The 11113-nt window shown below is 60.2% G+C and carries 11 protein-coding genes and 2 pseudogenes; 10 read left to right on the top strand and 3 right to left on the bottom strand.

What is annotated here, in order from left to right:
• Window positions 1–320: 320 nt before the first annotated feature.
• Window positions 321–611, bottom strand: coding sequence for a hypothetical protein (locus tag IVB01_RS01175; protein ID WP_247305747.1), 291 nt, complete (start codon window positions 609–611; stop codon window positions 321–323).
• Window positions 612–1266: 655 nt separating this feature from the next.
• On the opposite strand from IVB01_RS01175, the pseudogene IVB01_RS01170 reads away from it, so the two are divergent.
• The 3 genes and pseudogenes from IVB01_RS01170 (at window position 1267) to IVB01_RS01160 (ending at window position 2547) form a co-directional block, all read left to right on the top strand.
• Window positions 1267–2071: pseudogene (locus IVB01_RS01170) on the top strand (ferredoxin--NADP reductase).
• A 3-nt stretch (window positions 2072–2074) separates the two neighbouring features.
• Entirely contained in the window at window positions 2075–2269 is a 195-nt protein-coding gene (locus tag IVB01_RS01165; RefSeq protein ID WP_247305750.1) for a hypothetical protein, read from the top strand.
• Window positions 2270–2364: 95 nt separating this feature from the next.
• Window positions 2365–2547, top strand: a complete 183-nt coding sequence (locus IVB01_RS01160) for a hypothetical protein (RefSeq protein WP_247305753.1) — start codon at window positions 2365–2367, stop codon at window positions 2545–2547.
• A gap of 386 nt (window positions 2548–2933) precedes the next feature.
• Here IVB01_RS01160 and IVB01_RS01155 read toward each other — a convergent pair.
• A pseudogene (locus tag IVB01_RS01155) lies at window positions 2934–3110 on the bottom strand (helix-turn-helix transcriptional regulator); the annotation flags it as partial.
• A gap of 7 nt (window positions 3111–3117) precedes the next feature.
• Between IVB01_RS01155 and IVB01_RS01150 the strand changes: the two are divergent.
• The 3 genes from IVB01_RS01150 to IVB01_RS01140 all read left to right on the top strand — a co-directional run bounded on the left by IVB01_RS01150 (window position 3118) and on the right by IVB01_RS01140 (window position 4608).
• Entirely contained in the window at window positions 3118–3414 is a 297-nt protein-coding gene (locus IVB01_RS01150; RefSeq protein WP_247278032.1) for a DUF2285 domain-containing protein, read from the top strand.
• Between the two features lie 123 nt (window positions 3415–3537).
• Entirely contained in the window at window positions 3538–3816 is a 279-nt protein-coding gene (locus IVB01_RS01145) for a helix-turn-helix domain-containing protein (RefSeq protein WP_148742779.1), read from the top strand.
• A gap of 3 nt (window positions 3817–3819) precedes the next feature.
• A complete protein-coding gene (locus IVB01_RS01140) occupies window positions 3820–4608 on the top strand; it encodes a replication initiator protein A (protein WP_247305759.1) in 789 nt (262 codons plus the stop codon).
• Window positions 4609–5260: 652 nt separating this feature from the next.
• Here IVB01_RS01140 and IVB01_RS01135 read toward each other — a convergent pair.
• The gene (locus IVB01_RS01135; RefSeq protein ID WP_247305761.1) at window positions 5261–6313 is read right to left on the bottom strand and encodes an IS110 family transposase; all 1053 of its coding nucleotides are present in this window, start codon (window positions 6311–6313) and stop codon (window positions 5261–5263) included.
• A 171-nt stretch (window positions 6314–6484) separates the two neighbouring features.
• Here IVB01_RS01135 and IVB01_RS01130 point away from each other — a divergent pair, with 171 nt between their 5' ends.
• The 4 genes from IVB01_RS01130 (at window position 6485) to IVB01_RS01115 (ending at window position 10322) form a co-directional block, all read left to right on the top strand.
• On the top strand, window positions 6485–6949 hold the full coding sequence (locus IVB01_RS01130; protein ID WP_247305763.1) for a DUF2840 domain-containing protein: 465 nt from the start codon (window positions 6485–6487) through the stop codon (window positions 6947–6949).
• 41 nt (window positions 6950–6990) lie between these two features.
• The gene (locus tag IVB01_RS01125) at window positions 6991–7455 is read left to right on the top strand and encodes a S26 family signal peptidase (protein ID WP_247305765.1); all 465 of its coding nucleotides are present in this window, start codon (window positions 6991–6993) and stop codon (window positions 7453–7455) included.
• Window positions 7456–7760: 305 nt separating this feature from the next.
• Window positions 7761–8354 carry a lytic transglycosylase domain-containing protein gene (locus tag IVB01_RS01120; protein WP_346658361.1) on the top strand — a complete coding sequence of 198 codons (594 nt, stop codon included), beginning with the start codon at window positions 7761–7763 and terminating at the stop codon, window positions 8352–8354.
• Window positions 8355–8594: 240 nt separating this feature from the next.
• Window positions 8595–10322: a VirD2 family relaxase/mobilization nuclease gene (locus IVB01_RS01115; RefSeq protein WP_247305769.1), complete on the top strand. Its 1728-nt coding sequence runs from the start codon at window positions 8595–8597 to the stop codon at window positions 10320–10322.
• Window positions 10323–11113 lie beyond the last annotated feature (791 nt).

The following is an 11113-nucleotide window of genomic DNA, read 5'->3' as shown; positions in this document are numbered from 1 at the left end:
CCCCATATCGATGATCGCGTCCAGCCGCGAGCGCAGAAGATCGGTTTGTCCCGTCCCGCGTCGTTCCTTTGGTCGCATCGCTCCCTCCGATGCGACGACGGAATCACGACTCGTGATTCGACGGAATCCTCAAAAATGAAACTGCAAGCTTTTGGGCCGTCAAAGCCCGAAAGTTTGCAATCCCAAAGACCTTCTCGCCCCGAAAACTGATTCTTGATCAACCGCTTGGAGGTTCTTCACGGACGACTAAGTCCGCACTGATCCAACGATGGATGGCTAAAAGACAGCGCTGGCACGTGCACCTGACCCCGACCAGTTCGTCATGGCTCAACTAGGTCGGGCCTTTCTTCGTTCTCCTCCCGGATAAAAAGATCAGGCGGGCGCAGCGTCGCCGCCCTCCGGGCAGACATCACTTCGTTATTGATCGACACAACGCCCATCCCAAACCGTCCCGATGGAGGAAGTCCGCCGATCACATCCTTCCATTCATCGAACGCTTCTGCCGGTACAATGCCCCGACAAACACAATGTGATGTTGCGATCTTGTCCAGGACAGGACCTTCTATTCCGCCGAACTGCCGCTCGATGCAGACCTTGAAGTCCGTGCCCATGTCTCTTGTGCTTCGGCTTTAGTCCTTGCTTGAGGGGAGGCTGAAAGCACGCGGCTGTCTGCATCGGACCGAGCATGTGCCGTCATGACAAGGCCGCTGTCCGGGAAAGTTCGGGACCATGTGCGGCGTGAAATCCATCGAAGAAGGTGGCCAAGATGCAGGATTTAGCCGTGAACACGCGCCTCATTGCATTAAGCAGAATCGCAGAGTTGTTACAGTCTGCTTCAGCAATCACACGGTCGTAGGAAGCATGTTCAGGGGATTGATATCTCGGCGAATGTCGGAGCGTCGATCCTCGTTGGAGTTCGCGTTCCAGTAGCGTTGGAACCGAGCGCAAGGTCCAGGCGAGATGGAACAGGTGTTTTGTACGAAGCGCTCCACTGAAGCCGAGACACCACACTCACGTGCGAAACGAGATTGTTTGTTCGCAATGTACTATGTTTGTCGGAGCAAATGCGCCCAAATCTGCCATTGCGGCGGCTCGAGAAGGGGCACGGCCACTCGGCCGAGAGTGAGCTGGCAAAGCTAGCCTACCGGCCCGCGTGAACTGGGCAAAAAGTTTATTTGGGGAGGCCGGCGGGCGGAAGAGTAAAGAGATTGGATAATCTACGTGAATGGGCAGCGCCTGCGGATTGATCGCCGCCGGGACGGTGAGATGAGCAAGTTCAGCCAGGAAAAAGTACTGAGCGTCCATCACTGGACGGACAATCTCTTCAGCTTCACCACGACCCGGAATCCGTCGTTCTGCTTCCGTAGCGGTGAATTCACGATGATCGGGCGCAAGGTCGACGAGAAGCCGCTGCTGCGGGCCTACAGCCTCGCCAGCGCTCATTACGAGAACCGGTTGGAATTCCTCTCGATCAAGGCACCGGATGGTCCCTTAACCTCGCGTCTGCAGCATCTGAAGGAGGGTGACGAGATCATCGTCAGCCGCACGGCGACGGGGACGCTGGTCATCGATAATCTCGGGGACGGGCGCAATCTGTATCTTATCGGCACCGGCACCGGGCTTGCGCCGTTCCTGAGCGTTATCAAAGATCCTGAAACCTATTTGCGATTCGAGAATGTCGTGCTGCTGCATGGCTGCCGCCGCGTCGCCGAGCTCGCCTATGGCGAGATGATCACGGAAAAACTGCCGTGCGGCGAACTGGTCGGCGACTTCGTGCGCTACCAGCTGATCTACTATCCGACCGTGACGCGCGATTCCTTCTGTAACCGCGGCCGGGCCACCGATCTGATCATTTCAGGCAAGCTGTTCGCGGAGATCGAACTGCCGGAACTGGAGCCGCAGCATGACCGCATCATGATCTGTGGCAGCCCCGGCTTGGTGCGCGATGGCCCGCGAGCTATTGGTGGCGAAGGGGTTTGTCGATGGGGATCAAGGCAAGCCGGCGCAATTCGTGTTCGAAAAAAAGTTCGCAGAACGAAATAGATTCGTCTCGCAGAAGGAGGGCATATGAACCATGACGACAAGTACAAATCGCCATGAAGCATCGACGATGACAGACGAAGAGCGCGAGCTAGAGCGCTGCAAACAAGAAATTCTTCGTCTCACACAGCTGGTTGTGTTTCTCAAGCGGCAGGTAGTGCAGCTTTCTGAAATCGTTTTACGCAACGTCGTAAACAGCGTCGGGGGCGGAAAGTCGGAGCGCTCGTGAGTCTCTGAGCGACGCCGAAGTAGCGCAAACTGTTCGACGCGCCAGCTCGAAAAGTTGGATCTCGTACCTGAACCCAGCAATAGTAGGAAAGGCGAATGATCGTCAGCAAGTATCAGTTCAGGCACGAGCTGCGGCTGTTGATCGACACGCAGATCAGCGCCTCGAGCACGTTCGAAGACTACGTGCTAGTCACACGGGAGCTGGAAGAGGCGAAAAACAGGCTGGAGCTGGACGCTGAGAAACTCCCCGACGAGGAGGTCGACGCTTGTGAATTATAGCGCCGGCCGAGCGCTTAGCACTCGTTGATCAATCCTTGGGCGGACGCTGTGTTGGAATGGTAAAGCCCGCCTTTAGGCAGCCTATTGTGACCATGGTCTTGAAGCCTTAATTTCCGGTCATCATAGAAGAATTGCCGGTTAACGGCTCATAAGCTTGCTCTTTGGTGCGCAGTATAGTCGCGAGATAGGCGCAGTGTGGTCAACGCGCTCCGAAGGAAGCGCGCGAATACCTCTCACACGAGCTTGACTATCCTCCTCGACGCGCCGATATACGCGAACCTGTTTCGATGACGAAGGCGGCGAAGGCTACACCCTAGGCGGAGCTTCGTGTTCAAGTCATGCAGCAACTGCCGGGCAACCGAAACAAGCGTCAAGCTGAAGTCCTTTCATTTTTGCTTCGGCGTCTTGGTTCGCTCTTTGCAGAATTCCTCATCAGGCAACACGAGATCGACGTGGCTAAGGCTTAATGTGCTCGCGAGTTCGAACAGCGTCACTATCGTGGGATTGCGCCGGCCACGCTCTAAATCGCTGATGTATTGCTGAGTAAAGCCGGACGCCTCGGAGATCCGCGTGCACGCTTCACGTCGGTTGTGGCGCGCTATCACCGGCCGCGCCCCAGGACCCCCATTTTATCAGCTTTCGGCGCAGCGACGCGAACGATTGGCCTTCGCTGTGCGCACTCGATGGGCACTTGGCGCTTCTTATCGCGTCATCGCCGAAGTGCTGTTCGGCCGAAAATGCATCCCTGAACGCGGCTGGAAAACCCATGAGCTGCGCAGCCGGACCATCCGCCTGGTGCAGGCCGGCTTGGCTCTGATGCGCGGCGGCTATCGCGCATTACTGCATCCCCCATCTCGCAGGGAGTAGAGCAGGGGTGCCGAAAATCATCGGTCCATCTTCGGCATCCCCTGAGCACTCCTACTCCGTCATGGTGACCGTCGACGCGCGACCGAACCCGGTCGCGCTCCAGACGACCACGGAGCCTCGCAAATGCCCGATCCGAACGCCGGCTTGCCGCCGCGATACCTGCGGACGCCCGAGGCGGCGCGCTTTCTCGGACTGTCCGGTCGCACCCTCGAAAAGCACCGCACCTATGGCACAGGCCCGACGTATCGGAAGCTGGGCGGCCGCGTTGTGTATGCGCTCGAAGACCTGACGGCGTGGGTTGACCGCGGCGCCAAAACGTCCACCAGCGATCCTGGCGCAGGCACAGTCCTGCCCGCGAAACGGCACACGCCGATTCCGTACGCGGGCAAGGAGCGGCGCTGACCTATGCCCGACAGCAACTCAACTGCAGGCGGGAGGCGGCGGTCAGAGCGCGACCAACTCGATCTGTTTCGCGCGCTTCCGGGCAATCTCGCTGCACGGGACGCGCAAGACTTGATGGCGTATCCGTTCTTTTCGCTAGCAAAGTCCAAGCGGATCGTCCCGATCGACTTCCGCTCAGGCACCATCACCATCCGTGTCGAAGCGGTGCCGGAACATGGCCTGGAGCACGATCTGGGACGCGGACGTTCTGATTTGGCTGCCTCACAGATTGTCGATGCCCGTGAGGCCGGGTTGAAAACCTCGCGCCTGATGTCCACCACCCCCTATGACATCCTGACCTTCGTCGGCCGCGGCACCAGCGTACGCGACTACGACCGCCTCAAGGCTGCGCTCGACCGATTGCAATCAGCCAGCGTCATGACCTCAATCCGACAACCGACAGAACGATCGCGGCATCGCTTCTCCTGGAGGAACGAATGGAAACACACAAGCGATGTACACGGGCATGCCCGTGCGATTGAGTTGATCTTACCCGATTGGTTCTACACGGGCGTTCTAAACGAATCGCTCGTGCTGACCATTGATCGCGCGTATTTCGATCTGACCGGTGGACTGGAACGTTGGCTCTATCGCCTCATCCGCAAGCACGGGGGTCATCAGCATAGCGGGCTCATGCACTTGCATGCCAAGTCCGGGAGCCTCACGCCGCTGAAGCACTTCGCCGACGACCGGGCCAAATCGTGCATCATCAGACCTTGCCGAGCTATCGGCTGGCTATCACACACGACCTGAATGGCGAAGAACGATTGAATTTCGCACCCGTCCAGATCGACCCGCCTACGCGGCCATTGCGAAAGCTTGGCCTTATCAGCCCTGCAGGGGATAAGCTGTGAATTCGCTCGTGTTATCAGGGACTGGAAGACTCGTGCCATCGGGCACCCCATCCGCGTGCTACCGGGGACTGAAATCGCACCTAAAACACTGCGACGGCAATCTTCCTTCTTGTCGTGAATCAGTACGTTGTGAACAAGTCGGCCGGGCGTGCAACGAGGATGCCTCATGTGCTCACTCTCTCACGCGCAAAACTTCTCCGCAATGCGATTCTTTCCTCCAACGCACGCGCGCGCACGCGATCGCGCGCAAATCTGCGCGATCGCTGACGTCAACATCATCGCCTGATGCGCGTCACATCCTTTTGCAGCCACTCGCTCGTCGAGGAGAACTTGCTAACATCCGTGGTTGGCACGACGGCCACCACAAGCCGGAATCTGAGGAAAGGGCGGTCAGGCTAACCAGCGCCGTGCGTGATGGCTTCAAACGTCGTCATGAAGCCGCCGGCAAGAAAAGTTGCGATCTCACCCAAATCCCCGTCTCCTCGGGAGACGCTGCTCCGCCGTGGCGGAAGGAGAAGGCGCGCGTGGAAGCGGCCGGGTCGCGAAGGCCCCTACATCGCCGCAGCGACCCGGCCGCGCTTGCCGCCGGCGCCAAACCGGAACGTCGTGCCATCGCTCCAGATCTTGTGCAGCAGCACAGCGAGGGCGCGCGCCACGGCTGTTGCCGCGCGCTTCAAACCCTTCTTCCTGGCGAGCCGCAGGCCCCACAGCCGCAGCTTAAAGTTCTTCGGAATGCGCGTCAGGATCGCGATCGCCGCCTCGTAGAGCATCGCCCGCGTCAGCTCATCGCCGCATTTGGAGATGCGCCCGATGCGGTCGGTCTGCCCGGATTGGTAGCGCGGCGGCGTCAAACCAAAATGCGCGCCGACATTGGTCGACCTCCTGAAGCGCGCCGGATCGTCGACGGTGGCGCGGAACGTCAGCGCCACGAGTGCGCCGACGCCGGGCAGGGTCATCATCCGCCGCACCGCGCTGTCGCGGCGCGCCGCCGCCAGCGCCAAGCGTTGCAGCTTGGCCAGCTGCAGCCGCATCGCGCTTCTAGCGTCGAGCAATGGCGTGACGATCGCCTCCAATTCCTTCTTCCCGGCCGTGATCTCGCGTACCCGCGCGTCAAAATGTCCGACCGAGATCTCGCCGACCTTGAGGCCGAGCGGGCGCAACAGGCCGCGGATCATGTTCTCCATGTCGAGCACCTTGCCGAGCAGCGCCTTGCGCCCGACCAGCAGCGCCCGCAGCGTTTGCGCGCCTTCCGATTTGACATGGACTGCGCGGAACCAACCGGTCCGCATCATCTGCGCGATGCCCTTGGCATTGTTCCGATCGGTCTTGTTCAGCATCGCGTTCAGCGCCGCCTTGGCATGCCAGGTCTCGATGCAGATCACGGGGAGGCCCTTTTCGGAAAGCGCCGTGAACAGCCAGGCGCTGTACGAGAACGCTTCCAGGCCGTGGATTCCGCATTCCACCAAGAACAGCTCGATCGCGTCCGGATCGGTCTTGAGTGTCGCTTCCTGGACGACGTTGCCGTCGCCGTCCACCACGCAAACATTCGTTGCCTGGAGCGACACGTCGAGCCCTGCATAAATTCCGTCGTTCCTCTCTACCATCATTCTCCGCCGGAACGCGCCGCCCGTTCCGTTCCCGGATTATCGCGAAGCAACCGATCCATGCAAGCGTCATTACAGCCGTCCTACCGACGCAAAGGCTCCTCGCACGATGCGTCGGTGATAGCCATTCTCGGCGCGTCCAAATCCCTCTCAACAATATGGAGCAGTCAGGTGAGCGACCTCACAACTGTTGAGCTCTTGTGGCTCGAGAAGCGCATCGAAAATCGAATCCGGTTCGGTAAACCTGCATCAGAGAAGATCGTTGATCATCACCGGCGCATTCTCTCGTTTTTGCCCGGCAAAATCTTCGCGTTCGTGCGCTGGACGTCCAACGACTTCGGAACCGTCCTGTCTCGGATCGACATTTTACGCGCGGTCGCGCCAGGCCAGCGATACTCAACCGTGCCTTGGGTCAGTCCCGGCGGCGAAAGCCTGCTGCGATTAGCTGGTTGGCCAAAGGTCGAACGCGTTCTCCAGTTGATCGGCTCCGTAGAGTCACTGGGCATCGATCCTGCCGATGCGGCCCCCGAGTATTGGCATCACGCCCACAACCGACTTTCTGTCAACGAAAAGCCACGAGCTTATACCCGTGCACGCCACCAAGCGTGGCTCCATCGGCGTAGGTTGGCACTCTGATGGGACGGTTGGGGAACATTCTTGCGATGTGTGGGGCCACAATGCTCGCGCTCTGGCCAGTCAACAACACCTCACCATTGTACATCTGGAATGCCTCGGACAGCGTGCCGATCGGAGTCTATCGCCTGCAAGAGGCCGGACCATTGCACGTTACTGAGCTCGTGGCGGTTCGAACTCCAGACCCGCTCGCGACTTTTCTCGATCTCAACGGCTATTTGCCAAGCGGCCTTCCAATGCTCAAGCGTGTGCTGGCGTTGCCCGGCCAAACCGTCTGCAGAACGGGCCTCGCAATCATCGTCGACAGCATACACGTGGGTGAGGCAAGCGAGCGCGATCGTCGCGGCCGTCCGTTGCCGGTCTGGCAGGGTTGCCGGGTCATTGCTGAGGGCGAAGTGTTTCTCATGAACTGGCAGTCGGCGGACTCACTAGACGGCCGATATTTCGGACCCCTGCCGAGATCGGCCGTCATTGGGCGAGCGCTCCCGGTGTGGACCAGAGAGAAGTGACAATGCCGGCTCTCCCCTGTTGGCTTGTCATTTCTCCATACGGCCGTTCGCAACATCGTTGCTCCGTCTCGGCCAGCTTCTTGAGAATCGGCGCGAATTGCCCCAGGATCAGGCGGCCTCAAGGCCGGCTGGGAGAAACTTTATACTTGGCGGCAGTCCGCACAATGCGATGTGGGGCCACTGCTTGCTTTTTGGAAGTTCTGCTGACGTTCGGACCGACCTCGAGCGCCAGAGCGGAGGTCGCATCGCGGGCACCAGCTGCGCACTCCATAACCCTGCCTCGTAGCATTGCATACGCCGCGTTCGTGACCGAAGCCTCCCACCGGTTCGCGATCCCGGAGCGTTGGATCGATGCCGTGATGCAGGTCGAAAGTGGCGGTAATGCGCACGCAATATCGCCTCGAGGAGCGCTCGGGCTGATGCAAATCATGCCCGCGACCTGGGTCGAACTGAGCGCTCGTCACGATCTCGGTATCGATCCGTTTGATCCGCACGACAATATTATAGCTGGGGCAGCGTACATTCGCGAGATGCTCGACCGGTTCGGATCGGGAGGGTTTCTTGCAGCCTACAATGCGGGACCGAAGCGGTATGACGAGCATTTGACGACAGGTCGATCGCTTCCAGAAGAAACGCAAACATATGTAGCCAGACTCGCAGCATTGATCGGAGTTGAGCAACGCAACAGCCGTGGTTCGGCCGCCAGACGCGTCGTGCTGTGGCAGCAAGCTCCAGTTTTTGTTGAGCGATCTGGCAGCTCGTCCGCTGCCGACAACTTTGCATCAGGAGTGCGCACAATGAATCCGTCGAAGGCAGCGCCTAAAGCTGTTGCCCGTGCACTTGTACCTCGCGCGAGGGGGCTGTTTTGGCATCGATCAATCAAGGTGCAGTCTCCATGATAGCAATCGGATTTGGTCGCAAGGCCTCGAAGGTTCTCGCATGTTTGAGAATGGCCGGCAGAGAGCGGGGGGAGCCGACCGCCGAGGGCAGGATAAAAGCCGCAAGGTGCGGCCGGTCGGTTGTGCGAGAAAGTGTACGGATTTCAATGATCCACTAAACATTGCGGCGACTAGGAGCAAAGTTCAGCTTTCCCCAAGGCGCTGTTCTTACACGGTTTTCGATGCCTTGCGGCGGCCGGAATGACGCGCGACGATGATCTTCGGATCCGTCCCGGCCGTATCCGTTCCACGCGCGCGCCCCGGACAAAGCCGTTTCTGGCGCAGGTACTCACAGCCGCTCAGAAGGCCGGGGGCCTCTCGCAAGGCAAGGATGGCCACGGCCGTAAGTTTGGACGCGGCCGCGCCGCGAGCATCGCTGCTTCACGGCTCCTCAACGCCCGCGGCCGCGGCGCTATGGTCAAGGCGCGGGTGGTACGGCGGATGCGTTCGCCGGGCGCGTTGCGCGGCCATATCGGTTACCTGCAGCGCGACGGAGTCACTCGCGACGGCGCTCCCGGCAAACTATTCGACGCTGCGGGGGATGTTGCGGACGGTCGCGCGTTCGTCACGCGTTGCGAGGGTGACCGCCATCATTTTAGGTTCATCGTCTCGCCTGATGATGCTGGTGAACTTGCCAGCCTGCGTAGCTTCACTCGGGAGCTGATGGACCAAGCCTCGCGCGACCTTGGCACACGGCTTGACTGGGTCGCGGTCGACCATTGGAATACCGAGCATCCGCACATTCACATCCTCGTGCGGGGCCGTACCGATGACGGTGCCGACCTCGTCATCAGCCGCGATTATATCGCTATGGGCTTACGCGCCCGCGCCAGCGACCTTGTCACGCGCGAACTTGGCCCTCGTTCGGAGCTCGAGATCCGCCAGAGCCTTGAGGCGGACACGACAGCCGAACGCTGGACCAGGCTCGATCGGACGCTTGCCCGGGAAGCGGGGATGGCGGACGGCGTTATCGATTTTAGGTTCGAGCGGGATGCCGAGCGCGATCCATTGCGGGAAATTCGCATCGGGCGGATGCGGACGCTCGAGCGGCTCGGCTTGGCGGAACCTGCCGGCCCCGCGGTCTGGGTTCTGGCCGCCGATGCGGAGGCGAGGTTGCGCGCGCTGGGTGAGCGCGATGACATCATCAAGCGGCTGCACAAAACCCTCACGCGAGACGGCGCCAGCCGCACCCCCGCATCCTGGGCACTGGAGGGCGAAACTCAAGGCGAACCGATCGTTGGCCGTCTCATCGCGCGCGGGCTTGATGACGAGCTGAAGGGCACAGCTTTTGCAATCGTCGATGGGATTGACGGGCGCGTGCATCACGTGAAGCTTCCTGACGTTGAGGCGGCCGGCGATGGGCCGATCGGTGGGATTGTGGAACTGCGCCGGTTTGCGGACGCCCGTGGTCGCACACGGATTGCGCTCGCGGTTCGCTCGGAGCTCGTCCTGGACCAGCAGGTCGCGGCGGATGGTGCAACGTGGCTAGACCGGCAGCTCGTTGCGCGAAATCCTGCCGAGCTCTCGCGCAATGCGTTTGGCGCGGAGGTTCGTGCAGCACTTGAACGGCGCATCGATGTTTTGGCCGACCAAGGGCTCGCCCAGCGCGATGGTAACAAGGTCCGGCTAAGCCGCAACCTGATCGAAACCCTCCGCGATCGCGAACTCGACGTCGTCACACGACGTCTCATGAAGGAAACGGGGCTTCCGCACTCGTCATCTGATGTAGGTGAGCAGATTTCGGGGGTTTATCGTCGACGCCTGTCACTGGCCTCGGGGCGCTTCGCGATGATCGACAACGGCCTCGGGTTTCAGCTTGTGCCCTGGTCGCCTTCGCTCGAGCGGGAGTTGGGAAAACAGGTCAGCGGCATCGCCGGTCCAGGCAGCGTCGACTGGGACTTCGGTCGCAAGCGCGGCCTATCGCTTTGACCTGAGGCGATGGCGCTGCACTGCGCCCAATTGCAGGGCAGGAAAGACTTGGTTGCCTCGCGTCGACTGTCAAGGCGGAAAAATGGGAGAGGAGCGATAGTGAGCAGCGAATAGCGAATGGAGGGTCCACCGTTCTGGAACTATCTCTTCATCGCCTCCGGGTTCGCTCGACCTTGGTGGCGCTCGATCATCGACTGGACCCAGCTGTGTGGAAAAATGCGCCGTTCACCCTTAGGTCGCTGAGACTCTCAACGGCTAAATCGCACAGCAGAACCCTTCGAATCTAGATGGCCATCCCGTGTAGCGGAAACGGCATGGGGCCTTCGATCTTTAAGTGATCGGAAGGTGTCTGGCTGTGGCATGATGGCGGTGACGATACTTCCTTGCGTGCTGGTCTCGGATGCCGATGGCCAGATGCTCTGCAGAAGACTCCGGCGCTTCGCCCACCGACCACCAGAGTCCAGTTTGCTGGACTCAGTTGTGGGCGTGTCATCGAGCGGGCGAATAGCGATTTCAACCTGCTCGATTTTGATCCGGAGGCATTCGCGCGAGGTTATCCGCGTAGGCAGGCCGGCGAGCAATCGGAGAGCTCCGAGCCCGCAAGCTGGCTTTGACAGCGGATAGCCGAAGGGCAACCCGATTCGCGCAATGAAGATTTGGCAAACGCCAGTTCGCCTGTCCCGGCTCCCAGAGAGACCGCAACAGCTGACGTACAACATCCGAGCATCTGGCTGGCCAAGGCATCAACAGTCGACCGGCTGGAGGAGGACTCGCTCGACACGATGTGCGGG

This window comes from Bradyrhizobium sp. 164, assembly GCF_023073715.1.
Classification (GTDB): domain Bacteria; phylum Pseudomonadota; class Alphaproteobacteria; order Rhizobiales; family Xanthobacteraceae; genus Bradyrhizobium.
Note: the sequence above shows the minus strand (reverse complement) of the source record. Positions and strands in the feature narration are given on the sequence as shown.

Coding starts and splice junctions, on each gene's coding strand:
- IVB01_RS01175 (WP_247305747.1), bottom strand. CDS start 611: ATGGGCACGGACTTCAAGGTCTGCATCGAGCGGCAGTTCGGCGGAATA.
- IVB01_RS01165 (WP_247305750.1), top strand. CDS start 2,075: ATGACGACAAGTACAAATCGCCATGAAGCATCGACGATGACAGACGAA.
- IVB01_RS01160 (WP_247305753.1), top strand. CDS start 2,365: ATGATCGTCAGCAAGTATCAGTTCAGGCACGAGCTGCGGCTGTTGATC.
- IVB01_RS01145 (WP_148742779.1), top strand. CDS start 3,538: ATGCCCGATCCGAACGCCGGCTTGCCGCCGCGATACCTGCGGACGCCC.
- IVB01_RS01140 (WP_247305759.1), top strand. CDS start 3,820: ATGCCCGACAGCAACTCAACTGCAGGCGGGAGGCGGCGGTCAGAGCGC.
- IVB01_RS01135 (WP_247305761.1), bottom strand. CDS start 6,313: ATGGTAGAGAGGAACGACGGAATTTATGCAGGGCTCGACGTGTCGCTC.
- IVB01_RS01125 (WP_247305765.1), top strand. CDS start 6,991: ATGCTCGCGCTCTGGCCAGTCAACAACACCTCACCATTGTACATCTGG.
- IVB01_RS01115 (WP_247305769.1), top strand. CDS start 8,595: ATGACGCGCGACGATGATCTTCGGATCCGTCCCGGCCGTATCCGTTCC.